The sequence below is a fragment of the Neorhizobium sp. T25_27 genome (genome assembly GCF_002968565.1).
GTDB classification, from domain to species: Bacteria; Pseudomonadota; Alphaproteobacteria; order Rhizobiales; family Rhizobiaceae; genus Neorhizobium; species Neorhizobium tomejilense.
Genome location: NZ_PVBJ01000001.1, coordinates 996,352 through 1,019,810, shown reverse-complemented (window position 1 = coordinate 1,019,810; position 23,459 = coordinate 996,352). Strand labels below are relative to the sequence as shown.

At 62.8% G+C, this 23,459-nt stretch carries 22 protein-coding genes and 1 tRNA gene; 13 read left to right on the top strand and 10 right to left on the bottom strand.

Annotation, left to right across the window (positions count from 1 at the left end):
* Positions 1–147: 147 nt before the first annotated feature.
* From C5J24_RS05110 to C5J24_RS32260, 3 genes are all read left to right on the top strand, one after another.
* A tRNA-Lys gene (locus C5J24_RS05110) sits at positions 148–223 on the top strand.
* 296 nt (positions 224–519) lie between these two features.
* Positions 520–894 carry a VOC family protein gene (locus C5J24_RS31745; protein ID WP_105425878.1) on the top strand — a complete coding sequence of 125 codons (375 nt, stop codon included), beginning with the start codon at positions 520–522 and terminating at the stop codon, positions 892–894.
* A 69-nt stretch (positions 895–963) separates the two neighbouring features.
* A complete protein-coding gene (locus C5J24_RS32260) occupies positions 964–1,740 on the top strand; it encodes a BA14K family protein (protein WP_105416671.1) in 777 nt (258 codons plus the stop codon).
* An 8-nt stretch (positions 1,741–1,748) separates the two neighbouring features.
* Here C5J24_RS32260 and C5J24_RS05095 read toward each other — a convergent pair whose 3' ends face one another.
* From C5J24_RS05095 to C5J24_RS05085, 3 genes are all read right to left on the bottom strand, one after another.
* Positions 1,749–2,690 carry an acetamidase/formamidase family protein gene (locus C5J24_RS05095; RefSeq protein ID WP_105416048.1) on the bottom strand — a complete coding sequence of 314 codons (942 nt, stop codon included), beginning with the start codon at positions 2,688–2,690 and terminating at the stop codon, positions 1,749–1,751.
* Positions 2,691–2,814: 124 nt separating this feature from the next.
* Positions 2,815–4,020, bottom strand: coding sequence for a CynX/NimT family MFS transporter (locus tag C5J24_RS05090; protein WP_172723847.1), 1,206 nt, complete (start codon positions 4,018–4,020; stop codon positions 2,815–2,817).
* A 218-nt stretch (positions 4,021–4,238) separates the two neighbouring features.
* Positions 4,239–5,174, bottom strand: a complete 936-nt coding sequence (locus tag C5J24_RS05085) for a LysR family transcriptional regulator (RefSeq protein WP_105403474.1) — start codon at positions 5,172–5,174, stop codon at positions 4,239–4,241.
* A 157-nt stretch (positions 5,175–5,331) separates the two neighbouring features.
* On the opposite strand from C5J24_RS05085, the gene C5J24_RS05080 reads away from it, so the two are divergent.
* The 3 genes from C5J24_RS05080 to C5J24_RS05070 all read left to right on the top strand — a co-directional run bounded on the left by C5J24_RS05080 (position 5,332) and on the right by C5J24_RS05070 (position 10,679).
* Positions 5,332–6,126 carry an alpha/beta hydrolase fold domain-containing protein gene (locus tag C5J24_RS05080; RefSeq protein WP_105416045.1) on the top strand — a complete coding sequence of 265 codons (795 nt, stop codon included), beginning with the start codon at positions 5,332–5,334 and terminating at the stop codon, positions 6,124–6,126.
* A gap of 61 nt (positions 6,127–6,187) precedes the next feature.
* The gene (locus C5J24_RS05075) at positions 6,188–7,369 is read left to right on the top strand and encodes an efflux RND transporter periplasmic adaptor subunit (RefSeq protein WP_105403476.1); all 1,182 of its coding nucleotides are present in this window, start codon (positions 6,188–6,190) and stop codon (positions 7,367–7,369) included.
* A 130-nt stretch (positions 7,370–7,499) separates the two neighbouring features.
* Positions 7,500–10,679, top strand: coding sequence for an efflux RND transporter permease subunit (locus C5J24_RS05070; RefSeq protein ID WP_105403477.1), 3,180 nt, complete (start codon positions 7,500–7,502; stop codon positions 10,677–10,679).
* Positions 10,680–10,739: 60 nt separating this feature from the next.
* Here the strand turns inward: C5J24_RS05070 and C5J24_RS05065 are convergent, their stop codons facing one another.
* Positions 10,740–11,510 carry an SDR family NAD(P)-dependent oxidoreductase gene (locus C5J24_RS05065; protein ID WP_105416669.1) on the bottom strand — a complete coding sequence of 257 codons (771 nt, stop codon included), beginning with the start codon at positions 11,508–11,510 and terminating at the stop codon, positions 10,740–10,742.
* A gap of 104 nt (positions 11,511–11,614) precedes the next feature.
* Here C5J24_RS05065 and C5J24_RS05060 point away from each other — a divergent pair, with 104 nt between their 5' ends.
* Complete coding sequence (locus C5J24_RS05060) at positions 11,615–11,761, top strand: hypothetical protein (protein ID WP_172717028.1); 147 nt, start codon at positions 11,615–11,617, stop codon at positions 11,759–11,761.
* A gap of 118 nt (positions 11,762–11,879) precedes the next feature.
* Positions 11,880–12,560 (top strand): HAD family hydrolase, encoded by a 681-nt coding sequence (locus tag C5J24_RS05055; RefSeq protein WP_105416043.1) that lies wholly within the window; start codon positions 11,880–11,882, stop codon positions 12,558–12,560.
* Positions 12,561–12,563: 3 nt separating this feature from the next.
* Here the strand turns inward: C5J24_RS05055 and C5J24_RS05050 are convergent, their stop codons facing one another.
* Positions 12,564–13,925, bottom strand: coding sequence for an APC family permease (locus C5J24_RS05050; protein ID WP_105416041.1), 1,362 nt, complete (start codon positions 13,923–13,925; stop codon positions 12,564–12,566).
* Positions 13,926–14,237: 312 nt separating this feature from the next.
* Between C5J24_RS05050 and C5J24_RS05045 the strand changes: the two genes are divergently transcribed.
* Positions 14,238–14,903 (top strand): class I SAM-dependent methyltransferase, encoded by a 666-nt coding sequence (locus tag C5J24_RS05045; protein WP_105416667.1) that lies wholly within the window; start codon positions 14,238–14,240, stop codon positions 14,901–14,903.
* A gap of 15 nt (positions 14,904–14,918) precedes the next feature.
* A complete protein-coding gene (locus C5J24_RS05040) occupies positions 14,919–15,545 on the top strand; it encodes a TetR family transcriptional regulator (RefSeq protein ID WP_046636332.1) in 627 nt (208 codons plus the stop codon).
* Here C5J24_RS05040 and C5J24_RS05035 read toward each other — a convergent pair whose 3' ends face one another.
* The 5 genes from C5J24_RS05035 to C5J24_RS05015 all read right to left on the bottom strand — a co-directional run bounded on the left by C5J24_RS05035 (position 15,546) and on the right by C5J24_RS05015 (position 20,731).
* The gene (locus tag C5J24_RS05035) at positions 15,546–15,983 is read right to left on the bottom strand and encodes a YqaA family protein (RefSeq protein WP_105416039.1); all 438 of its coding nucleotides are present in this window, start codon (positions 15,981–15,983) and stop codon (positions 15,546–15,548) included.
* A gap of 73 nt (positions 15,984–16,056) precedes the next feature.
* Positions 16,057–18,594 (bottom strand): protein translocase subunit SecD, encoded by a 2,538-nt coding sequence (secD, locus tag C5J24_RS05030; RefSeq protein ID WP_105416036.1) that lies wholly within the window; start codon positions 18,592–18,594, stop codon positions 16,057–16,059.
* 88 nt (positions 18,595–18,682) lie between these two features.
* A complete protein-coding gene (locus C5J24_RS05025; protein ID WP_105416034.1) occupies positions 18,683–19,090 on the bottom strand; it encodes a hypothetical protein in 408 nt (135 codons plus the stop codon).
* A 209-nt stretch (positions 19,091–19,299) separates the two neighbouring features.
* The gene (locus tag C5J24_RS05020; protein ID WP_245282787.1) at positions 19,300–19,809 is read right to left on the bottom strand and encodes a cupin domain-containing protein; all 510 of its coding nucleotides are present in this window, start codon (positions 19,807–19,809) and stop codon (positions 19,300–19,302) included.
* A gap of 304 nt (positions 19,810–20,113) precedes the next feature.
* Positions 20,114–20,731: a YjbE family putative metal transport protein gene (locus C5J24_RS05015; RefSeq protein ID WP_105416665.1), complete on the bottom strand. Its 618-nt coding sequence runs from the start codon at positions 20,729–20,731 to the stop codon at positions 20,114–20,116.
* Between the two features lie 347 nt (positions 20,732–21,078).
* On the opposite strand from C5J24_RS05015, the gene C5J24_RS05010 reads away from it, so the two are divergent.
* The 3 genes from C5J24_RS05010 to C5J24_RS05000 all read left to right on the top strand — a co-directional run bounded on the left by C5J24_RS05010 (position 21,079) and on the right by C5J24_RS05000 (position 23,349).
* Positions 21,079–21,444 carry a response regulator gene (locus C5J24_RS05010; protein ID WP_105403596.1) on the top strand — a complete coding sequence of 122 codons (366 nt, stop codon included), beginning with the start codon at positions 21,079–21,081 and terminating at the stop codon, positions 21,442–21,444.
* A gap of 68 nt (positions 21,445–21,512) precedes the next feature.
* Positions 21,513–21,815, top strand: a complete 303-nt coding sequence (locus C5J24_RS05005) for a hypothetical protein (RefSeq protein WP_105416032.1) — start codon at positions 21,513–21,515, stop codon at positions 21,813–21,815.
* A 148-nt stretch (positions 21,816–21,963) separates the two neighbouring features.
* Positions 21,964–23,349, top strand: coding sequence for an FAD/NAD(P)-binding protein (locus C5J24_RS05000; protein ID WP_105416029.1), 1,386 nt, complete (start codon positions 21,964–21,966; stop codon positions 23,347–23,349).
* Positions 23,350–23,459 lie beyond the last annotated feature (110 nt).

Sequence of the window (23,459 nt, the reverse complement as noted above, 5' to 3'; positions counted from 1 at the left end):
GAGGTTTCCATCAGGCACAAAATCAGACCAGATGGATTTTTTGCCCGGTCAGGCGAATAATTTTCACCGAGCCGCTGGACAAGCCGAAAGATCCCCTTTATACGCCCCTCACACCGCTGGCGAGCACGCCTCGCACAGATGGTTCTTGGGTGATTAGCTCAGTTGGTAGAGCAGCTGACTCTTAATCAGCGGGTCGTAGGTTCGAGCCCTACATCACCCACCACTATTTCCTTGGCCAATATGGCCTCCAGCGATTTTCAGATTTTTTGTCTGATATTTCATCCGACTTTTCCGACCGAAAAAGTCGGATGGCGGACGCTCGACCCATTCGCGTTCGATCAGGATATCACCAACGCCAGTCATTGCCGATACTGTGAAGGTCTCTATATCACAATTCCGCTTATGTTCGCCGACGGAGACGCGGCAGCTCGTGATTTTTGCTATTACTGCCGGCAGTCGGCGTGGCGCGGTCGCCGAACGCGTCTGCAATCACCGGCCCAACAATTCTTGAATGGCTCCATGGCAAGGCTGAAAGAAATAGTCATTGATTGCGACGTTCCCTCGCGTGTCGCCCGGTTCTGGGCGGAGGCACTCGATGGCTACGAGGTGATGCCCTACGACGACGAGGAACTGGCCCGCCTTGCCGCTCTCGGATTGACACCCGAGACCGACCCTACCGTGATGGTCGAAGGTCCGGGAACCCGCCTTTGCTTCCAACTTCGCCAAGGGGAACGCCCCGCCCGCAACCGACTTCATCTCGATATCGCCACCCCCGATAGGGCGAGCGAAGTGCAACGCCTTTTGTCCCTCGGCGCGACTTTCGTCCGGGAGGCGGATGGATATACGGTCTTGAACGACCCCGAAGGCAACAATTTCTGCGTAGTGTCTGAATAGTCCGCGTTGGGGCGGGAACTCCGGCGCCTGATCGGCATTTGGTCTGAAAGACGAAATGGGAGCGCGGTCATGAAGCCAATCCTTTTGCTTTTGGGCAGCCTTGTCCTGCTCGTTCTGGTGTTCCTGAGCGGCGTGATCATCACCGCAAACGTGATCGCCGTGCCCGAACCCCATAAGTTCGCCAATATGGATACGCCGGACCTGTGGACCTCAAAACCGAAGGCCGTGGACACCGCCGGCCAGGAATATAAGCGCCTGCCCACCGCGACGCCTCCGGCTTCGGTTGCAGCCGACACGCGGGAAACGCCCGCCGTCCAGCAGACCGCCGCGGGGGTAGTCGTCGACAATACAGTGACCGGGTCCATCAATCCGCAGCAGCCGGCCTCCGTGCCGCAGCCGCAGGCCACCTTGCCGCAGCCGCAGGAAGAGCGCAAAGCCATGGTCGACCCCGCGCAGGCGGACTGGTGCTTCGCGCGATACAGGTCCTATCGCATCGAAGACAACAGCTACCAGCCCTTGAGCGGCGGCCCCCGGCGGCAGTGCCGGGCACCAGGCGCTGCCGCGACGGGGACTGTTGCCGCCGCACCGGTGCCTAGCCGGCCGCAAGCCCCGCCGATGCAGGACGAATTGCAGCCGCTTCCGGAGATGCCGGCTGCCCGCGCCAACCAGCGAGCCGACGACGACGCGGCAGGCTATGCACAGACGCAGGCGATCGATGCCGACGTTCCGGCCGGATCCCATGAGGAATGGTGTTTTGCCCGTTACCGGTCCTATCAGGCCGAGGACAACAGCTATCAGCCCTTCGCCGGCGGCCCGCGCCGCCAATGCCAATCGCCTTTCGGCTGATCACCAGCTCAGGCGGCGCGTTGGACGAGGTTCTTCGCCATCATCATATGCACGCCCTTGCAGCCGTTGACGGTCTGGGTGATGCGCAGGTCGCCGGCGAGGCTGCAGAGCGTATAGGCATCTTCCCGCGACAGGCCGCCTTTTTCGCCGAGCAGCACGATCATGTCGCGCAGCGCCATGACGGCGCATTGGTCGAGATCCGGATCCATGCCCATGGTGATGTAGTGCGTCGGCGTTTCAGCCCGTGGATAGACGAAATCGAGATCGTCGCGCACGGTAAGCTGGAAGGTGCCGCGCAGTGCCGTCTCGATCGCGGTGATGCAGACCTCGCCGTCGCCCTGCGCACCATGACCGTCCCCACAGGAAAACAGCGCGCCCTCGTTGAAGATCGGCAGATAGAGCGTGGTGCCGGCGACCAGTTCCTTGTTGTCGATATTGCCGGCGTGCGAACGCGGCATGATCGAGGTGATGCGGCCCCAGTTTGGCGGCGGAGCGACCCCCATGACCCCGAAGAAGGGCGCCAGCGGCAGGTCGAGACCCCAGGGCAGGCGGCCGACATTCCTCTGCTTGTCGAGCGGGATGGTGATCATCCGCGGCGTCTCGAAATCATAAGGGAGCGTGCCGGCAAGCGGGCGGATGACGTTATAGCCCCAATCCTGGCGTAGCTCGACATCGAGGATCTTCACCTCCAGCACCTGGCCGGGCTTGGCGCCGCGCACGGCGATCGGGCCGGTCAGGATATGGCCCTGCATGATCGGCCGGCAGTTTTCGTGAATTTCGAGATGTTCGGGAAGGATGGTGAACCCTTCCTTGGGTAGAACTTCCCCAGGCCCGGAGACCGTGTCGATCACCACCGTGTCGCCGCTGTCGATCGTCAGTACCGAATCCCGGGCGGCGTCGAAATACCCCCAGGCGCAGGTTTTGGAGGAGGCGGAGACGTGATGTTGCATGGCCGGGCTCGCTTGTCTGATCCGGGGAGAGACTAGCCGATTTTACTTGGCACGCCAGTCCGCAAATCGAACCCGGCTCCCTCTCCGCGCTTTGGCGCATGAGCCGTTCTCGAACCCTTCTCGCTCACATCGTTCCGGCGGTTTCCGGCCTCGTCGCTGCGATGCGGCGTTCGGTCTGGCGCAGGAAGAGCGCCAGGACTAGGCCGAGGCCCGTTGCCGCGGCAATGTAGAACGGCGCGCCCTGCCAGCCGGATGCCGCAACGATCGAGGCGAGCAGCATCGGTCCGAAGACCTGGCCGATATTGGACCCCTGCATGACGAAGCCGCTGAATGTCCCGACGAGGTCGCGGCGCGGCGCATAGACGGGCAGCGAGCCCATGATGGTCGCCGGCAGGACACCGCCCGACACCGCGTAGAGGACCGAGGCTCCGTAGCGCATCCAGAGGGGAAAACCATGGCCGAAGACGACGAAGGCGGTCAGTGTCAGCATCACGCAGGGGCCGGCGATCAGCACCCAGCGCGGGGCGCCCCAACGGGCGAAGATGCCGCCGACCACGTTGCCGACGCCGTTCGCGAGCACTGCGAGTGCGGTCATGATGGATGCAGCCGTCAGGCCTGTTCCCATTTCCTCGATCAGCAGTGTCGGAAGGAAACCGAAGACGGACATGAAGCTGGCGCTGTAAGCGGCAAAAATACCCGACAGTATCCAGGACATCGGTCGGGAGGCCGTGAGGCTGACGGCCGTCAGCAGCGAGGTTGCAGGATGTCCCGTAGCCTGCGGTTTCGGCACCTTCATCGTCAGCAGCGCAACCATCGGGATGACGCTGAGCATGGCGGCAAAAATCCACGAACCCTGCCAGCCGAAGCTTGGCAGCAGGAAGGGCGAGATCATCATCATCACCGCGACGCCGACCGGCATCCAGATACCCCAGACCGCAAAGGCAAGGCCGGTATCGCGTAGCGCGACTGAAGCAGCAATCAGGCCGGGGGCGGCAACCGAGACCATGATGAGACCGACGCTTTCGAGCACGCGGCTGGCGAAGATGACGGTTTCCGACTGGGTGAGGGCGCCGATCAGGCTGCCGGCGATCAGCAGGGTAAGACCGAGGATCATGGCGCGGCGATGGGTCAGGTAATCGGTGAAACGGCCGATCAGGATGCCGCAGGCGGCGCCGAGGGCGCTTGAAAGCCCCATCAGCCAGCCGGCGGCCACGAGGTCGATGCCGAGCTCGGAGCGCAGCAGCGGGATGGCGGGCGGCACCTTGCCCACATGCAGGGCAGCGGCGATACCTGCCAGAACAGCGATTGTGACATGTCCCCAACGAGTCATGCGGTCGGTATTCCATTCATCGAACAAACGTCCGGGCGCTTTATCATCCCCGTACGTTCCGAGGCATAAATTCCTTCGCGGAGGGCATGATTTCTCGGCTTGCGCAGTGGACGATGAAAGGGCTCGCCTTCTCGGGCGACGCCTCGCCGGGACGGTGATACTCAGTCGCAAGACGCCGGCCGCCAGTCAGGCCGCCGTCGCCGCATCATAAGTAAAGCCTAACTCGCCTTGCGCATCTGCTCGCGGCTTTCCTCGACCTTGAGGTTCTGAACCAGCTTGGCGAGCCAGTCGACGAAGACCCGCACCTTGTTGGAGAGGTGGCGGGTCTGCGGATAGACGATGTAGAGGGGCAGGGATCCGCAGCGCCAGTCGGAGAGCACTTCGACAAGGTCGCCCTTCTCCACCGCCTCCCTGACCATGAAGCGCGGCGATTGCACGATGCCCATGCCGGATATGGCCGCGTTTACGTAGGTCCGGGCATCGTTGACAGAGACCACGTAACGGGGGGTGATTTCCACGTTTTCGTCGTCGCGGTGGAATTCCATGGATCTCACCCGGCCGGACTGGGCACTCAGGTAGCCGACGGCCAAATGGTCTTCCTGCAGGTCCTGCGGGCGTTCGGGCGCCCCGAATTTGTGGATGTAGAGCGGTGCCGCATAGGCGGACATGCTGATCTCGCCGACCTTGCGGGCAATCAGCGACTGGTCGGTCGGGGTGCCGGCGCGCAACGCGCAATCGACGTTTTCGGCGATATAATCGACCAGCCGGTCGCCGACGCCGATATCGAGCCTGATCTGCGGAAACCGCGTATGGAAATCGCATAAATTCGGAATGACCAGCAGATCGGCAAAGGCGCCGGCCATTTCCACCCGCAGCCGCCCGGACGGCTGCCTCTGCGAATTCGAGATGCTGCCGTCGAGTTCGTCGAGCTCGGAGATGATCTGCATCGCCCGCTCGTAATAGAGCGCGCCGTCGGTCGTCACCATCACCTTGCGGGTCGTCCGGTTGAGCAGCGTCGTGCGCAGATGGCTCTCGAGGCTCTGGACGAGATTGGTCACCGTCGTTTTGGGCATATTGAGGGTCGCCGCAGCCCGGGTAAAATTACCGGTTTCCACGACGCGAACGAATACGCGCATTGCCGAAAGCTGATCCATTGTGCTGATTCCTGCTGCGCCGCAACATTGTTCCGAAATATGGAATAGTGTTGTCGAATGCCGTGAGCTTGTGTGTTTGCACCCGAATAATAATATCAGGTTCAAGATTGACGGCAAGTACCCCGCTTTTACTAGGGGTTTGTCGGAGGATTTTTCAATGACCGCGCAGTGGGAAAACATCGCATTTGAGAAGTCGGCCATGCCGGCTGTGCCGATGCGTGTCTATGAAGGAGCCGCGAAGGCCAAGGCTCCGCCGCTGGTTCTATATCTGCGAGGTGGGGCGTTTCTCAATGAGCAACGCGGCGAAAACGAACGTCCGGTTGCAAAAGCACTGGCCGAGTCCGGGGCCGTGGTACTCGAAGCCGATTACAGCAGCGTCTCGCAGAACATGTTTCCGCAGGCGATGGAATGCGCTTTTGCGGCGCTTCAGTGCATGGCCGGCCGGCGCAAGCAGTTCGGCAGCGCGAAGTCCCTGCTTTTCGTTGCGGGTGACGAGGCTGGCGGCAATGTCGCGGCCGGCGTGGCGCTGAAGGCGCGCGATCTGATGCCGGGCGAACTGAGCGGCCAGATCCTGCTGTCGCCGATGATCGACCCGATGATGACGACGCAATCCTTCCGCAAGGCGGACGAGATCGGCATGGGCGAACGCTGGGCCGAGGGCTGGAGCCATTATCTCGGCTCCCATTGCGGGTTCCAGCATCCTTATGCGGCACCCTGCCTCTGTTCGCGGCTTTCGGGTGTCGCGCCGGCTCTCATCGTGACATCGGAAGACGATCCGTTGCGCGATGAAACGCTCGGTTATGCGGCGCGCCTGAGTGAGGCCGGCGTTTCGGTCAGGCGGAAGGTTTTCCCGGCCAGCTGCGGCTGGACGGGCATTTACAGAGAAGGCGACGGTGAGTGGATGACAGCGCTTTGTGCCGAATTCACGGGCTTCGCCAAAGAGTTAAGTTAGTAGCATGATTTATTTTGAAGGCAAATAACGGCCCATTCCCAAGGCCGTAAGGAGACTACCAATGACCTCGAAGATCAAAAGCTGGGCCCTGTGGGGCACTGGACTGAGCACGGCTGCACTGATTGCCGGTGCTTCGGTTTATCTCGATCTGCCGCAGGGCGCCCATGCCGCGCCTGCGACGGCTGCTGCTGCTCCGGCCGTCCCCGTGACGGTCGCCACCGTCGAGCCGCGCAACGTTTCCACCTGGCAGGAATTTTCCGGCCGGTTTGAAGCTGTCGACCGCGTCCAGATCCGGCCGCGCGTCACCGGCGCCATCCAGTCGGTGCATTTCCGCGAAGGCGGACTGGTGAAGCAGGGCGACCTGCTCGTCAGCATCGATCCGGAGCCCTACCAGGCGGCGGTCGCTCAGGCCGAAGGCCAGGTGGCCTCGGCGCAGGCGAGGGTGGAACTTGCCAACACGGAACTGGAGCGTGGCAAGAACCTCGTCTCCAAGAGCACCATCTCCCAGAGCGATCTCGCCCAGCGCCAGAGCGCCCAGAGTGAGGCGCTGGCCAATCTCCAGTCCGCCAAGGCGGCGTTGAAGACGGCGCAGCTCAATCTCGACTATACCGAGATCCGGGCACCGATCGCCGGCCGGGTCGGCAAGTTGGAAATCACGGTGGGCAACCTGGTGGCGGCAGGTTCCGCCTCCGCCCCGCTGACGACGCTGGTTTCCTCCGATCCGATCTATGCGAGCTTCGATGCCGGTGAAGAGCTGGTGTCCCGCACGCTCGCCGACCTTCCGCTCGTCGACGGCGTACCGGCGATCGAACAGGTGCCGGTCGAGGTGAGCACGCTCGCTACCAACGGCACGCCGATCCGCGGCAAGCTGCAGTTGATCGACAACGAGGTGAATGCCTCGAGCGGCACGATCCGTGTGCGCGCCGTCTTCGACAATCCGGGCGGTAAGCTGATCCCGGGCCAGTTCGTGCGGGTCCGCATGGGCCAGCCGAAGGCGCAGGATCACCTGATGGTCAGCGAAAAGGCCGTCGGCACCGATCAGGACAAGAAGTTCGTCTTCGTGGTCGATGCGGCCAATACCGTTGCGTACCGGCAGGTGGAGCTGGGCACGGCGGTCGATGGCATGCGGATCGTCGAGAAGGGCCTCAATCCGGGCGACCGGATTGTCGTCAACGGCCTGCAGCGCATTCGTCCGGGCGCGGTTGTCCAGCCCCAGGAAGAGGCGAAAGTCGCCAACAAGTAATGCTCTGAGCGGCGGTTAGTCCGCCGCTCTCCAACACTCATCCAGTTCCGGTTCGTGGAGCTTGCGGCCTTGTTGGCCGCGAGCCGGGGCCGTTTCGCCTCTTGTTCAACCCCGGAGAGAGGGCTTTGACATGAATATTTCCAGGTTTTTCATCGACAGACCGGTCTTTGCGGCCGTGCTGTCGATCCTCATCGTGGTCGCAGGCCTGATCGGCATGCGGTCCCTGCCGATTTCCGAATATCCGGAAGTCGTGCCGCCATCGATCGTCGTGCGTGCCACTTATCCAGGCGCCAACCCGACCGTCATCGCCGAGACCGTCGCAACACCGCTCGAGGAGCAGGTGAACGGCGTTGAGGACATGCTCTACATGTCGAGCCAGGCGACGTCTGACGGCGTGCTGACCCTGACTGTGACGTTCAAGCTGGGAACCGACCCCGACAAGGCGCAGCAGCTGGTCCAGAACCGCGTCAGTCAGGCGGAACCGCGCCTGCCGGCGGAAGTGCGTGCGCTCGGTGTCACGACCGTCAAGAGCTCGCCCGACTTCATCATGGTCGTCAATCTCGTCTCCGACCGGTATGACATCACCTATCTGCGCAACTATGCGACGCTGAACGTCAAGGACAGGCTTACCCGCATTCAGGGTGTCGGTCAGGTTCAGGTGTTCGGCGCCGGCGACTATTCGATGCGCGTCTGGATCGACCCGCAGAAGGCAGCCGAACATTCGCTCGCTGCAAGCGACATCTCGAACGCGATCCGTAGCCAAAACGTTCAGGCGGCCGCCGGCATTATCGGCGCATCGCCCAGCCGGCCGGGTGTCGATCTGCAGCTCAACGTGAATGCCCAGGGGCGCCTGCGCACCCCGGAGGAGTTCGGCAACATCATCGTCAAGAGCGGCGAAAACGGCGAGATCACGCGGTTGCGCGACGTCGCCCGTATCGAGCTCGGCGCGGCGGATTATACCCTGCGCTCGCTGCTTGACGGCCAGCCGGCCGTCGCCGTCGCCGTTCTTCAGGCACCCGGTTCCAACGCGATCGAAATCGCCGATAACGTCCGTTCGACGATGGACGAACTCCAGAAGGTGATGCCGGAAGGTGTCAAATACGAGATCGTCTACGACACGACCAAGTTCGTGCGCGCTTCGATCGAGAAGGTCATCGAGACCTTGCTTGAAGCGATCGCGCTCGTCGTGCTAGTCGTCATCCTCTTCCTGCAGACCTGGCGGGCGTCGATCATCCCGCTGATTGCCGTTCCCGTCTCGATCATCGGCACGTTTGCGGTCATGTACGCCTTCGGTTTCTCGATCAACGCGCTGACGCTGTTCGGGTTGGTGCTGGCGATCGGTATCGTCGTCGACGATGCGATCGTGGTGGTCGAAAACGTCGAGCGCAATATCGAGAACGGCCTCAGTCCGCGTGATGCGACCTATAAGGCCATGAAGGAAGTCTCCGGCCCGATCATTGCGATCGCGCTCGTGCTGGTCGCGGTCTTCGTGCCGCTCGCCTTCATCAGCGGCCTGTCCGGCCAGTTCTACCGGCAGTTCGCGCTGACGATCGCCATTTCGACCGTCATCTCGGCGATCAACTCGCTCACCCTGTCGCCGGCGCTGGCAGCCCTTCTGCTGAAGGACCATCACGCCAAGAAGGACTGGCTGACGCGGTTCATGGACGCGATCCTGGGCTGGTTCTTCCGTGGCTTCAACCGCGCATTCGGGGCCGCCTCGAACGGCTACGGCCGCACGGTCGGCGGCCTGCTTTCCCGCAAGAGCCTGGTGATGATCATCTACTTCGCGCTTGTGGCGATGACCTACAGCATGTTCAACGCGGTGCCGGGCGGTTTCGTGCCGGCGCAGGACAAGCAGTACCTGATCGGTTTCGCTCAGCTTCCGGACGGCGCAACCCTCGACCGTACGGAAGAGGTGATCAAGCGGATGAGCGACATCGCCCTGGAGCAGCCCGGCGTCGAGCACGCCATCGCGTTCCCGGGCCTGTCGATCAACGGCTTCACGATCGGCTCGAACGCCGGCATCGTCTTCGCGGTGCTCGACGATTTCGAGAAGCGCGAGACGCCGGAGCTTTCGGGTGGTGCCATCGCCATGGCGCTGAACCAGAAATACTCTGGCATCCAGGATGCGTTCATCGCCATGTTCCCGCCGCCGCCGGTCAACGGCCTCGGTCAGACGGGCGGTTTCAAGCTGCAGATCGAGGATCGTGCCGGCCTGGGCAATCAGGCTCTGGACGAGGCGGCCAAGGCGGTCATCGCCAAGGCCTACCAGGCGCCGGAACTTGCCGGCATCTTCTCGAGCTTCCAGATCAACGTGCCGCAGCTCTACGCCGATCTCGACCGCGCCAAGGCCGAACAGCTTGGAGTATCGGTGACCGACGTCTTCGAAACGCTGCAGGTCTATTTGGGCTCGCTCTATGTCAACGACTTCAATGCCTTCGGCCGCACCTACAGCGTCCGGGTTCAGGCGGATGCGCAATTCCGCGCCAAGCCGGAAGATATCGGCCAGTTGAAGGTTCGTTCGCAGTCCGGCCAGATGATCCCGCTTTCGGCCCTCCTGAAGGTGGACGCGCAGACCGGTCCGGAACGCACGACCCGCTACAACGGCTTCCTCTCCGCCGATGTCAACGGCGGTCCGGCACCGGGCTTCTCGTCGGGCCAGGCTCAGGCCGCGATCGAAAAGATCGTCGCGGAGACGCTGCCTTCCGGGATCGACTACGAATGGACGGACCTGACCTACCAGCAGATCCTCGCCGGCAATTCCAGCATCGTGGTCTTTCCGCTGGCGCTGCTGCTCGTCTATCTCGTGCTCGCAGCCCAGTATGAAAGCCTGACGCTGCCGATCGCGATCATCATGATCGTGCCGATGGGTGTGCTTGCAGCCTTGAGCGGCGTCTGGCTCACCGGTGGAGACAACAACATCTTCACCCAGATCGGGCTCGTGGTCCTTGTGGGTCTCTCGGCGAAGAACGCGATCCTGATCGTGGAATTCGCCCGAGAACTGGAGTTCCAGGGTCGGACGCCGTTCCAGGCGGCAGTCGAGGCAAGCCGGCTCCGTCTGCGTCCGATCCTGATGACGTCCATGGCCTTCATCATGGGTGTCGTGCCGCTGGTCGTCTCGACCGGTGCGGGTGCTGAAATGCGCTCCGCGATGGGTATCGCGGTGTTCTCCGGCATGATCGGAGTGACGTTCTTCGGCATCTTCATGACACCGGTCTTCTACATGCTGGCACGTTTGCTTACCGGCAGCCGCCCTCTGCGGCAGCACGGTACGGAGGAGGCGGCTCCCGCTCTCTCTCCAGCGGAGTAAGGTCTACCTCCGGCGCCGCGCGGGTTCTTTCCACCGGGAACCCGCGCGGTATTTTTATGTCTAGAGAGCACCGCCGTCGACAATGATTGTCTGGGCCGTCATGGCGGCGGAGGCATTCGACGCGAGGAACAGGCAGGGGCCGACAAGGTCTTCAGCCACCAGCACCCGCTTCAAGGACTGGCGCGCGACCATCGCCGTGATGCTGTCGTCATTCAGCCAGAGTTTCTTCTGCCGTTCGGTGACGATCATGCCCGGCAGGATGGCGTTGACGCGGATGTTTTCCGGTCCGAGCTTTCCGGCGAGGCTCTTGGTCAGGCCGATGATCCCGGCCTTGGCGGTCGCATAGGCGGGCAGCCCGCCCATGTTGAGCAGATAGGCGATCGAGGAAAAATTGACGATCGCGCCGCTGCCGGCCTTGCGCAGGTGCGGGACCGCCGCCTGCGAGACGAAGAACATCTGCTTGAGGTTGATCGCCTGGGCGTTGTCCCAATATTCCTCGGTGACCATCTCGAATTCGTGGCGGTCGTCCCAGCCGGCATTGTTGACCAGCACCGACAGCGATCCGAGTTCCTGCGCAGCCTTGTCGACGGCGGCTTTCGTTTCCGCGACGTTGCGCAGATCGGCTTTCAGGTAGAGGACCGGATGCCGGACGGTCTGGGACAGACGTTCGACCAGTTCGCGGCTCGGCTCGTCCGCAATATCGATGAACGCGACCTTGGCGCCCTGTGCCGCAAAACCTTCCACCAGCGCGGCGCCGATGCCGGAACCGCCACCGGTGATCAACACGCCGCGATCTGCCAGGTCCGCATGCCGTACAGAAATATTGGCCAAAACACCCTCCTTGTCCGGCTTGGTCGCCAAGTTCTATCGCTTCGATGCGGGAAGACAAGGATGCACGACAAACTCTCGCCATCTGGGCGCGCAATGGTCTGGCGATGACCATTGCGACAGGAATAGCCGTCGGCGTCGGGCTGGGCACGGTGCTCGGGACAGCCGTTTTCGACAATATCGGCATCGGTGTTGCCGTGGGCATCGCGATCGGCGTTGCCCTGTCTCAATTCCTGCGTTCGCGATCGAAATAGCCCGAACGAGATTGCGGTTCCTTGCCGGCAATTGCCTTTCGACATCATTGCATTTACTCGGAATGCGGCAGTTCCGGCCATATCCCCGAGTCGGAATCCGACGCTAAAGGAACTTTCCGTGCCTCTTCCCGCCGCCGACCTCTCCCTTCCCGAAAAAACCTATGCTGCTTTCCTGTTCGACATGGACGGCACGATTCTGAATTCGATCGCGTCCGCCGAACGCGTCTGGGGACGCTGGGCGGCGAAGATGGGTTTCGACGTGGAGGCATTCCTGCCGACCATGCATGGCAAGCGCGGGATCGACACGATCAGCGCACTGAACCTGCCGGGCGTTGATCCGGTCGCTGAGGCCGAGGGCATCCTGCGCGGCGAGATCGAGGATGTCGAAGGGGTCGTGCCGATCCCAGGTGCCGTGGAATTCCTCTCCGCGCTGCCTCCGGAGCGCTGGGCGATCGTCACGTCGTCGCCGATCGAACTCGCCAAGGTCCGGCTTGCCGCCGCCGGCATTCCGCAGCCGCGCTACATGGTGACTGCCGAAGACGTCACCGTCGGCAAGCCCAATCCACAAGGTTATATTCTGGGTGCGGAACGTCTCGGCGTCAGCCCGTCGGACGTGCTGGTATTCGAGGACGTGCCTGCCGGCATCCAGGCGGGCGAGGCGGCAGGGGCCGACGTCATGGTCATCACGGCCACCCATTCCCATCCGCTCGAAACCGGGCATTCGAAAATACCCGGCTATCTCGATGTGGTGCCGCATATCGGTGAGGACGGCCGGCTTTCGGTCTGCCGCAAGGACTGAGTCTCAGGCGGGCTGGGCCGACGCCCGCATGATGCTGATCGTCGCGAGCCAGAGCACGACGCCGAGACCGAGCAGGCAGGCAGCGATCAGATATTGAACCGGATCCCGGCCCGTCCATGGGCCGGCGAGGAAGGCACAGGAGATCGCACCGAATACCGGCAGGATGGTCGGCGTGCGAAAATGCCTGTGCTCGACGGTGTCCTTGCGCAGCACCAGCACTGCGACGTTGACGATCGCAAAGACGCAGAGAAGCAGCAGCGCCGTCGTGCCGCCGAGCGCCGGAACGCCGCCGGCAAACAGGATCAGCGCGACCGCCAGCAGCGAGGTGAAACCGATCGCGATATAGGGCGTGCGACGGCCCGGATGGACCTTGCCGAGCACCTGCGGCAGAACCCCTTCGCGGCTCATGCCGTAGATCAGGCGGCTCGCCATCATCATGTTGATCAGCGCGGAATTTGCCACCGCGAACATGGTGATGACCGCGAAGATTCCGATCGGAAAGCCGGGGGCACCGGCCTGCACGACCTTCAGCAGCGGCGTTTCGCCCTGTCCGAGTTCATCGGCCGGTACCAGCGTGATCGCCGAGATCGCCACCAGGACGTAGATCAGGCCGGTTACCGCCAGGCCGGTCAGCAGCACCTTCGGAAACATCCGGCTCGGCTCCTTGCATTCCTCGGCCATGTTGACCGAGTCCTCGAAGCCGACCATGGCGAAAAAGGCGAGGGTGGTCGCCGCGATCACCGGCCAGAAGACACCGCCATTGTTGGGCGCCGCAAACGTCCAGGCGCGGGAAACGTCACCCTGGCCGCCAGCGATCGCCCAGAAGCCGATGCCGATGATGATCAGCAGGCCGGTCAGTTCGACCACGGTCAGCAGCACGTTCATCTTGACGCTTTCCCCGACGCCCCGAAAATTGATGGCGGCAACCAGGGCGATGAAACCGACCGCGATCAACGGTACGCCCCAGGCCCCGAGATCGAGGCTGAGCGAGGTCGCGAAGTTGGAGGCGAAGGCACGTGATGCGGTCGCCGCCGAGGTAATGCCCGACGACATCACCGCAAAGGCCACCAGGAAGGTGACGAAGTGGATGCCGAAGGCCTTGTGGGTATAGAGCGCGGCGCCGGCCGCGCGCGGATATTTGGTGACCAATTCGAGATAGCTGAAGGCGGTAAGGAGGGCGACGACGAAGGCGATCAGAAAGGGCAGCCAGACCACCCCTCCGACCTGCTTGGCCACCTGGCCAGTCAGGGCATAGATGCCCGTCCCGAGAATATCCCCGACGATGAACAGCAGCAGCAATCCGGGTCCCATCACCCGTTGGAGTTCCGTCTTCTGTTCGCCCAATTCAGTGACCGGCTTTTTCATAAACTCCTCCTGATGTTATCGATTCCCTCCGGGAGATTGTTCAATGGGAACAAGCCCCGGTTGTTCCAGAAAAAATATAGAGGTTTCAGGCCGTTCCGTCTCCAGGCCGAAAACCCAATTTATTCTCGTTGAAATCTTGCACTCGGTGCAAATATCTCTTAAATGTGACGGTGTAGGCGCTGCACTGCACAATTCTGCGGCCGATATGGGTATTTTTCTTGAACGGAGGTTCCGATGCCTTGGAATTGCCATGCGGGCTGTCAAGGTCGGCGGAATACTCGATTGCATTTTCAAACCGGTGAGTCTCTGACCATGACAGCAGATGCCGCATTCTCCGATTTCCTGCATTTCTTCCGTTCGTGGATCAGCAATCCATTGCGGGTTGCGGCAGTGGCGCCTTCGGGGGATTCGCTCGCGCGGCTGATGACCCAGGAGATCGCTCCCCTCGACGGTCCGGTCATCGAACTCGGTCCGGGCACCGGCGTGTTCACTCGTGCGCTTCTGGCCCGCGGCGTTGCCCAATCCGACCTTACCCTGATCGAATACGGTCCGGAATTCGTTCCCGGCCTGCAGCGGCGGTTTCCGGAAGCGCGGGTTCTGCAGATGGACGCGGCAAAGCTCGCCCATGAAGATATTTTCGAGGGTGAACCGGTCGGCGCGGTCATCAGCGGCCTGCCGCTGCTTTCCATGTCACCGCGCAAGATTACCGCGATCCTCGGCGGCGCCTTTACCTATATCCGTCCGGGCGGTTCCTTCTATCAGTTCACCTACGGCCCGCGCTGCCCGGTGCCGCGGCCGATCCTCGACCGGCTGGGTCTGAAGGCCGTGCATATCGGCCACACCGTGCGCAACCTGCCGCCGGCCGCCGTCTACCGGATTTGCCGCCGCAAACCGCTGGACCTGACGCGGGAGCGTTCCAGACATCGCGCCGAGGCAGAGGCTAGTCCGGTCCACAATGCCGACGAAGCGGGCGGCTGAACAAAATCGGATGCAATGACCAGGACGACTGATGGCGCCAAGGAGGGCCGGCGGGAAATCAAGCGCCGGCAGACCCGCGAACGCATCGAGGAAGCGGCGATGAGCCTGTTCCTCGAGCGCGGTTTCGACGCCACGACGATCGAGGAAATTGCCGAACGCGCCGAGGTCTCGAAACGCAGTTTCTTCGACTATTTTCCGTCCAAGGAAGAGGTCGTGTTCGCCTGGCAGGACGGTTTTGCCGATCACCTGATGGCGGCGATCGCGTCCAGGCCAGCGGACGAGCCGGCGGTAAAGGCCGTGCAGCACGGCCTCGTCAGCGCCATCGTCTCGGCGGCCGACGAAAGAGCGATGGCGCTCGGAGAACTGATCCGGCGCACGCCGGCGCTGAAGGCCCGCGACCAGCTCAAATATGCCAAGCTCGAGCTGAAGCTCACGGAAGCGCTGAAGGCTCGCAGCCGGAGCGACGAGGAGCGGCTGCGCGTGCGCCTGCTCGCCGCTGTGGTCATAGGCGCCTTGCGGGCGGCCGGGGAACTCTGGAACGAACAGCCGCCGGGCACCTCGCTCGAAACCTTCGCGCACCAGTTCTTCGGCGATTTCTGGAAGACGCTGGCCGATTTCGGCAACGAGGGGCAGGGGCGCTGATTAGATCACGCTGAGCGTCGCCGCGGCGAGCACCACGTAGCGCAGCGCCTTGCCGATGAACACCAGGATCAGGAAGGTCGGCAGCGGTTCCTTGAGCACGCCGGCCGCAACCGTGATCGCGTCACCGCCGATCGGCAGCCAGCTCAGCAACAGCGACCATTTTCCGTATTTCTGGTACCAGGCCTGCGCCTTGTCCAGCTTGTCCTCGCTGACCGGAAACCAGCGGCTGTCGCGAAACCGCTCGACGCCCCGCCCGAGCAGCCAGTTGACTGCAGCGCCCGCCGTATTGCCGACCGAAGCAACCAGCAGCAAACCGACGAGCGAATACCGGTCGGCCAGGATAAGCCCGACCAGAATCGCTTCCGACTGCATCGGAAAGATCGTGGCGGCGATGAAGGCGGCGGAGAACAGGCCTGCATAGGCGGCGAAATCGAACATGATGGAGCTATAGCCGAGCCGAATGAAAAAGGGCGGATGAAAATCCGCCCTTCTGCTTTCATACCAAGGAGGCTCAGGCCTGGCTGGGACGCTCGCCGTCGCCGACGGCCTTTTCGCCGGCGGATTCGGTCTGCGCCTTGTGGCGGGTGCGCCAGTCGCCAAGGAAGAGCAGGATCGGCGCCGCGATGAAGACGGACGAAAGCGCTGCGACGGCGATACCGAAGACCATCGGCACCGCGAAGCTTTCCACAGCGCTACCACCCCAGATCGCCATCGGCAGCAGGGCCAGGAAGGCGGTTGCCGAAGTATAGAGGCTTCGGGCGAGCGTTTCGTTGATCGACAGGTCGATCACGTCGCGCAGCGACATCTTCTTGTAGAGCCGCATGTTTTCACGCATGCGGTCGTAGACCACGACCTTGTCGTTGACGGAATAACCGACCAGCGTCAGCAACGCCGCGATGGCCGTCAGGTTGAAGTCGAGACCGGTCAGCGCGAAGAAGCCGATCGTCTTCGTCACGTCGAGCACGAGCGTCGCGATCGCGCCGACGGCGAACGGCCATTCGAACCGCGCCCAGATGTAGATCATCATGGCGATCGAGGCGAGACCGACCGACAGGAAGCCGGCGGTGGCAAGCTCGCCGCTGACCTTCGGGCCGACGACTTCGGTGCGTTCCACCTTGGCGGTCTGGTCGATCTTGGTGATCTCCGCCTTCAGCTTCTCGACGGCGACCGTCTGGGCCTGCTCGCCGCCGGGCTGGCGCTCGACGCGGACAAGTACGCGGTTGTTGCCGCCGAATTCCTGCAGGGCCACTTCGCCCAGGCCGAGCTCTCCGAGGCCGGAGCGGAAGGCTGCAAGGTCGGTCTGCTGCGTGGTGGTGACTTCCATCTGAATGCCGCCGCGGAAGTCGACGCCGTAGTTGAGGCCCGGCGTGAAGAACAGCACGACCGAGGCGATCGACAGGATGACCGAGACGCCGATGCCGAGGAAGCGGCCCTTCATGAAGTGGATATGGGTGCCGTCCGGAACGAGCTTGATCGGCAGCAGGGGCCTGATGTCGATCTTCTTCAGCTTCCTGCGGGCGGTGATGAACACCATCGCGACGCGAACGACCGACACGGCCGTGAACATCGAGATCATGATGCCGAGGCCCATGGTGACGGCGAAACCGCGCACCGGACCGGAGCCGAACCAGAAGAGCAGGACCGTGGCGATCAAGCTGGTGACGTTACTGTCGACGATGGTCGAATAGGCGCGCTTGAAGCCCGCGTCGATCGCCGCAAAGGCGCTGCGACCCTTGCGCGACTCTTCCTTGATGCGTTCGTTGATGAGGACGTTGGCGTCCACCGCCAGGCCGATGCCGAGCACGACGCCGGCGATGCCGGGCAAGGTCAGTGTCGAGCCGATCAGCGTCAGGCCGGCGAAGGTCAGGATGACGTTGATGAACAGCGCCACGTTCGCGAGAATGCCCCAGGTGCCGTAGAGAAACAGCATGAAGGCGACGACCAGGCCGAAGCCGATGAGGCCGGTGAAAATGCCCATTTCGATGGCATCGGCGCCGAGGTCGGCACCGACGGTGCGTTCCTCGATGACGGTCAGCTTGGCGGGCAGGGCGCCGGCGCGCAGCAGCGCAGACAGCGTGTTGGCTTCCGAAACCGAGAAGCCGCCGGAGATCTGGCCCGAACCGCCGGTGATCGGCGTGCGGATGACCGGCGCGCTGAGCACCTTGTTGTCGAGCACGATCGCGAAGGGACGGCCGACATTCTGCTGGGTGATCTGCGCGAAGCGGTTGGCGCCGGCGCTGTCGAAGCGGAAGTTGACGACGGGTTCGTTGGTCTGCTGGTCGAAGGCGGCGCGGGCATCCGTCAGGCGGTCGCCGGACAGTTCAACGCGGTCGAGGACCGGATACTGGTTGCCGCCCTCGTCGGCGAGCATGGTGACGCCGGCCTCGCCCTGCTGGCCGAGCAGATGGAAACTCATCTTGGCGGTCGAGCCGAGGAGCTGGCGAAGGCGGGACGGATCCTGCTCGCCCGGAAGCTGCACGAGGACGCGGTCCGATCCGACCCGCTGGATGGTCGGCTCGGCGACGCCGACCTGGTCGACGCGCTGGCGGATGATTTCAAGGCTCTGCTCGACAGCTGCGGTGATGTGCGAGTTGATGCCGGCTTCCGTCTGGGCGATCAAGATCGTGTTGTCGGTCGGCGTGGTGATCGCGAGATCGCTGCCGCCGACGCTCGTGCCGAGGCCGATCGGGTTGGCGAGCGTCTGGAGTTCCGTCACGGCTGCAGCGCGCTGGGCCGCGTCGCGCACCGCAACGGTGATCGTATCGCCGGACCGGCGGATCGCCGAAGTGTTGATGTTCTTGTCGCGCAGCACGCGGCGGGCGTCCTGCAGCAGGCTCTGGACGCGTTCGTTGATCAGGTCGGGACGGTCCACCTCGAGCACGAGATGCGAGCCGCCACGCAGGTCGAGGCCGAGTGCCACGCGGCTATGCGGCAGCCACGACGGCATGCGGTCGAGCGCCGACTGGGGTATCACGTTCGGTAGAGCGACCAGAATACCGAGAATGATGATGACGGCATAGCTCGCCACCAACCATGGGGAATTTCTCATATGTTTAATCCTGCTGAGCCCGAGCCACGCTCTGTCGAGCGGTTAGGGCAGAATGCTGATGTCGTTCAAGCGCTTGGCGCGCGATATCTCAGACGCGGGCCGGCGGCGCGCGCGCCAGCGAACCATGCCAGAACGGGGAGTCCGCCGGATGGGAAGACGGCTTCGAGGCGAAGGCCGGGACGAAAATCGGGAAAGCGATCTCGATGGCGCGGGCTTCCAGCGCACCGCCGCCCGCGGGCCAATGGGCGCCCGTTCCGTCCTTGCGGTCCATGGCTGCCAGTGCGCGCAAAGGTTCGCGCTTGCTCAGGTGCGGAGTGTCGCTGGTCCTGTCGGCCGAAAGAATGCCGCGGGGGAATTGCACGTCCTTGACGACACTCGACAGCAGGCCGAACAGCGCAGCGATCAGCAGAGCGGCGGCAAAGACTGGCCAGCGCGACAGGTGGCTTTCCTGTTCGCGTCCGTTTCTCGTCCGCTTGTCCTGCGGAAACAGCGCCATCCGCATCAGCTCCGGAGCGTTAAAAATCCCGAAGTCTTTGCTTCGGAACGGAATGCCGCCTTCTAAAGGAGAGGTGGGAGGCGGTCAATCTCCAGTAGGCCGGGAGCGTAACGGCAGATTGCGGCGGCATTTGCGCCGATCACGGCATTGCGGGTCGGAATCCGGCGCTTTTGCCGATCTGCCTGCATGAGACCATGAAGACGCCGCCTCTATTTGTGGATCGGGTCCTTCCACAGGACTTCTTCCGGCTTCTCGATGGGTTCGATATCGAGATTGACGACGACAGGATCCTGGCCGGAGCGGCAAAGCACGCATTCCAGCGTTTCGTCCGGACTGGCATTGATCTCCTGGTGCGGCACATAGGGCGGCACGTAGATGAAATCGCCGGGGCCGGCCTCCGCCACGAATTCCAGGTTGTCGCCCCAGCGCATCCGCGCTTTTCCCTTCAGCACGTAGATGATGCTTTCGAGATCGCCGTGGTGATGGGCGCCGGTCTTGGCGTTGGCATGGATCGTCACCGTGCCCGCCCAGATCTTCTCGGCGCCCGCGCGGGCGTTGTTGATCGCGGTCGCGCGGTTCATGCCGGGAGTCTGGGCGGTGTTGGGGTCGAGCGAATTGCCGGGAATGACTTTCACGCCGTGCTCGCGCCAATCGACGTTGGAATGACCGTCATGGTCATCGTCATGAGGGTGGTGATGATCGTCGTGGCTATGGCTCAAGATCGTTCTCATTGACTAGGACGGGGCTCACCAACTCTTGCGAGTAGGGGGTCCGCGAGCCCCTGACCGGCGTCATGCCGGCTGGAGGCCACGTAGCTTTGCTCGAGGAACATGATCAATGGGAACATCCCAAATGTCAAAGACTTGGTAAGGAAAGAATAACTTTCCTGTTTCAAATCAACGCACTGTCACGCGCCGATAGCCCCTTTGGCCTCTCCAGCGCGAACGGCAGATCGAACCGCCGCTTGCCGGTTGCATCGTGGATCGCGTCGCGAACACGGCGGGGTTCGTGGGTGAAGGCGGCTCAAACGCCCTGGATGAGCGGCAGGACTTCAATCGAGCCCTGGTAGATCATGTCGAGGGCCACATAGACGATGACGGCCAGGCCGACATAGGCGATCCAGCGGAAGCGGGACAGGAGTTTGGCGACGAAGTTGGCCGCCACGCCCATCAGCGCGATCGAGATGATCAGGCCGACGATCAGCACTATGGAATGTTCCTTGGCGGCACCGGCGACGGCAAGCACATTGTCGAGCGACATCGAGATGTCGGCGACGACGATCTGGGTGGCGGCCTGGAAAAAGGTCTTGTTGGCGGCCTTTTCCTTCGCGGTGGCGGCATGTGCATCGTCGCTGTGGCCTTCGCGCAGTTCGCTCCACATTTTCCAGCAGACCCAGCCGAGTAGCAGGCCGCCCGCAAGCTGGAGCCCCTTGATCGCCAGAAGATAGGTGGCGACGACCGCAAACACGAGGCGCAGCACGGTGGCGGCGGAAATGCCGAAGATGATCGCTTTCTTGCGGAGTGCGGCTGGAAGACCGGCGGCAGCAAGGCCGATGACGATGGCGTTGTCGCCGGAAAGAACGAGGTTGATGGCAATGACCTCGAGAAGCGCCGCAAGGCCGCCTGCGGTGAAGAGTTCCATCATGAAGCGTGAACCTGAACCGGGAATAGATCGAGGGTGTGAGGCTATGCTGATCTTCTAGTCATGCTTTTATGCGGACTGGTACAGAATATTTCCAAGCGCTTGGCAAGCGCATTTTGCGTTTTGTCAAACGGCATCATCCGCCACGGCAGCGGATTTCCCACCGGGAAGAAGGCAGACGATCCGAGCAGCAGCTTTTCACGCGCTCTACCTCCACTTGCCGCGACTCACCTGCCCCCTATATGGCCTCACGGCGGAGCAGGTCCCCAACCTGCCACTCACGGCGCGGAGTTTTTTCGCCTCGGGAAGCTGAGGGGGCAAGCGTTCAAGGGATGAAGGAGACGTTGATGGCACAGAAGGCCGTTGTGCTTGTCGTCGAGGATGAACCGCTGATCCGCTTTACCACGCTCGATGCGCTGGAAGAGGTCGGGCATTACGTATTGGAAGCCGGCAATGCCGACGAGGCGATGGTGCTGTTCCGCAACCGCGACGATATCGACATTGTCTTCACCGACGTCAACATGGCCGGGTCCATGGATGGCATTCAGCTTGCTCAGCGTATCCGCGCCATCCGCCCGAGCATCGGCATCATCATCACGTCGGGCGTTGTCAGCCTCGATCCGATGCTTCTGCCGACCAATACGGTGTTCCTGCCGAAACCCTATCAGCACGACCTGCTGCTGTCCTCGATCCACGAGATGATGCCGGGCTGAAGACGGGCCGCCGGAACCAAGTGGCATGGCTTCCGGTTACCTCCTTCGATCAACCGGAGGAATTTCAGATGCTGAAGAGGTTCATCGCGTTTTCCGCCCTTTCGCTGTCGCTTGCGGCACCCGTCCTGGCCCAGACATCCGGCCCTGGCGCAACTCCCGCCTTGCCCGGCACGACAGCGACCACACCCGATGCCAATTCCGGCGCCTCGAGGGTCACGACGCTTCCCGGCGTTACCGATCCGACGACGACCAACAGCACGACCGGCACCGTCGATCACGAAGATCACTGCCAGCCGCCGGGGACGCCGACCAATACCAATCCAAGCGCCGAAGCCCTGACGCTGCCGCGGCCTGAACAGGCGTGCAACTGATAGAGACGCGAAAACGCCTTTACTCTTCGTCAATCTCTATTAAGTTGGTAGACATTGAAGCGGCCACGGAAGCGGATCCAAAACCGACTTCCGGTGGTCCCCAAGACAGCCTTTCGCCCAGAACAACCAAGGACGAGGAGTGTGCTTGATGACTTATGATGTCGCCGTCGTCGGTTCCGGTTTTTCCGCAATCGCCCTTACCATCAATCTCCTTCGCTTCCTGCCGGCCTCAGCCTCGATTGCCGTGGTCGGCGACGATCCCGGCTTCGGGCGGGGCACCGCCTACCGCACCGAATTTTACCTGCACCGCCTCAATGTGCCGGCGGCGCGGATGAGCGTGTTTCCGGATCGGCCGGACGATTTCGTCGAATGGCTGCGCCGCCAGGGCAGGGCGGCCTTTCCTGAGGATTTCGCCTCTCGCGGCGACTACGGCCTCTACCTGCGCGACACGCTGGCCTCGCTGCTGAGGCCCCGCGAGCGGCGCGCGCATGTGGATTTCATCCGGGCCAAGGCCACCGCCTGCGTCCACTGCGAACAGGACGGGCTCGTTTTCCATCTCGACAATGGCGGCGAATTGCGCGCCCGTACCGTTATCCTGGCACTCGGCGTCGGCAATGCCGACCTGCCTCTGCCGAAGGATCGCATCGATTCGGCCGTCGGCGCCCGAACCATCGACAATCCCTGGCGACTGGGGTGGCTTTCGCGTGTAGGCCGCACCGACGAACTCTGTATCTTCGGCTCCGGGCTGACGATGATCGACCAGGTCCTGTCGCTGCGGGCCCAGGGCCATCGCGGCCGCATCCATGTCCTGTCGCGGCGCGGACTGGTGCCGCACCCGCATCCGGCCCGACGCGCCGCTCCGGTCACGCCGGACCTGCCCGATACCCGGGAGATCAGCGCGCTGCTTCACGCTTTGCGCCGGCAGGTGGAGAACGGCGCCGACTGGCGGGGCGTCGTCGATGGCCTGCGACCGCAGACCCAGGCTTTGTGGCAGAGCCTCAATGCCGATCAGCGTTCCCGTTTCCTTCGGCACGCCTTGGCCTGGTGGAATGTCCACCGCCATCGTATCGCGCCGGAGGTGTTTGCGCGCTTCGACGCGCTTCTGAAGGATGGCACGGTGACTGTGCATGCAGGCTTCCTCCGCTTGATCGACAGGGATGGCGAAGGTGCGAACGTCCGGTTCAGGCAACGCGGCACGCCTGACATCGTCTCCCTCCGTGCCGACTGGATCGTCAACTGCACAGGCATGGAGCGCGCAGGCATCGGCCATTCGCCGCTGCTGAGCGAGATGCGCAATCGACAGATGATCTCCATGGACGAACTCGGACTTGGCATTTCCGTCGATCGGCAGTCTCGGGTTCTCGACCCGGACGGCCGGCCGCAGCCGGGCCTGTTTGCAGCCGGAGCGCTGACGGCCGGCCAGTTCTGGGAGATCACGGCTGTGCCGGATATCCGTGTCCAGGCAAAGGCGCTTGCCGAAGAGATCACGACCCAGATCGCCCGCGCTGCGCCGCGGACGGCCCGCATCGCGTGATCAAGCATTCTCTGAGCATGATTTTCTCCTGACTGGGTATCTGCGGCAGATTCCTTGCTTTCATGCTGCGGTACCCACGCTAATCTGGAGAAAGTCATTGCGCAGAGAGG

Bases quoted from the DNA above. Each gene is read 5' to 3' on its own strand.
- C5J24_RS31745 (WP_105425878.1), top strand. From the start codon at position 520: ATGGCAAGGCTGAAAGAAATAGTCATTGATTGCGACGTTCCCTCGCGT.
- C5J24_RS32260 (WP_105416671.1), top strand. From the start codon at position 964: ATGAAGCCAATCCTTTTGCTTTTGGGCAGCCTTGTCCTGCTCGTTCTG.
- C5J24_RS05095 (WP_105416048.1), bottom strand. From the start codon at position 2,690: ATGCAACATCACGTCTCCGCCTCCTCCAAAACCTGCGCCTGGGGGTAT.
- C5J24_RS05090 (WP_172723847.1), bottom strand. From the start codon at position 4,020: ATGACTCGTTGGGGACATGTCACAATCGCTGTTCTGGCAGGTATCGCC.
- C5J24_RS05085 (WP_105403474.1), bottom strand. From the start codon at position 5,174: ATGGATCAGCTTTCGGCAATGCGCGTATTCGTTCGCGTCGTGGAAACC.
- C5J24_RS05080 (WP_105416045.1), top strand. From the start codon at position 5,332: ATGACCGCGCAGTGGGAAAACATCGCATTTGAGAAGTCGGCCATGCCG.
- C5J24_RS05075 (WP_105403476.1), top strand. From the start codon at position 6,188: ATGACCTCGAAGATCAAAAGCTGGGCCCTGTGGGGCACTGGACTGAGC.
- C5J24_RS05070 (WP_105403477.1), top strand. From the start codon at position 7,500: ATGAATATTTCCAGGTTTTTCATCGACAGACCGGTCTTTGCGGCCGTG.
- C5J24_RS05060 (WP_172717028.1), top strand. From the start codon at position 11,615: ATGACCATTGCGACAGGAATAGCCGTCGGCGTCGGGCTGGGCACGGTG.
- C5J24_RS05050 (WP_105416041.1), bottom strand. From the start codon at position 13,925: ATGAAAAAGCCGGTCACTGAATTGGGCGAACAGAAGACGGAACTCCAA.
- C5J24_RS05045 (WP_105416667.1), top strand. From the start codon at position 14,238: ATGACAGCAGATGCCGCATTCTCCGATTTCCTGCATTTCTTCCGTTCG.
- C5J24_RS05040 (WP_046636332.1), top strand. From the start codon at position 14,919: ATGACCAGGACGACTGATGGCGCCAAGGAGGGCCGGCGGGAAATCAAG.
- C5J24_RS05035 (WP_105416039.1), bottom strand. From the start codon at position 15,983: ATGTTCGATTTCGCCGCCTATGCAGGCCTGTTCTCCGCCGCCTTCATC.
- secD (WP_105416036.1), bottom strand. From the start codon at position 18,594: ATGAGAAATTCCCCATGGTTGGTGGCGAGCTATGCCGTCATCATCATT.
- C5J24_RS05025 (WP_105416034.1), bottom strand. From the start codon at position 19,090: ATGGCGCTGTTTCCGCAGGACAAGCGGACGAGAAACGGACGCGAACAG.
- C5J24_RS05015 (WP_105416665.1), bottom strand. From the start codon at position 20,731: ATGGAACTCTTCACCGCAGGCGGCCTTGCGGCGCTTCTCGAGGTCATT.
- C5J24_RS05010 (WP_105403596.1), top strand. From the start codon at position 21,079: ATGGCACAGAAGGCCGTTGTGCTTGTCGTCGAGGATGAACCGCTGATC.
- C5J24_RS05005 (WP_105416032.1), top strand. From the start codon at position 21,513: ATGCTGAAGAGGTTCATCGCGTTTTCCGCCCTTTCGCTGTCGCTTGCG.
- C5J24_RS05000 (WP_105416029.1), top strand. From the start codon at position 21,964: ATGACTTATGATGTCGCCGTCGTCGGTTCCGGTTTTTCCGCAATCGCC.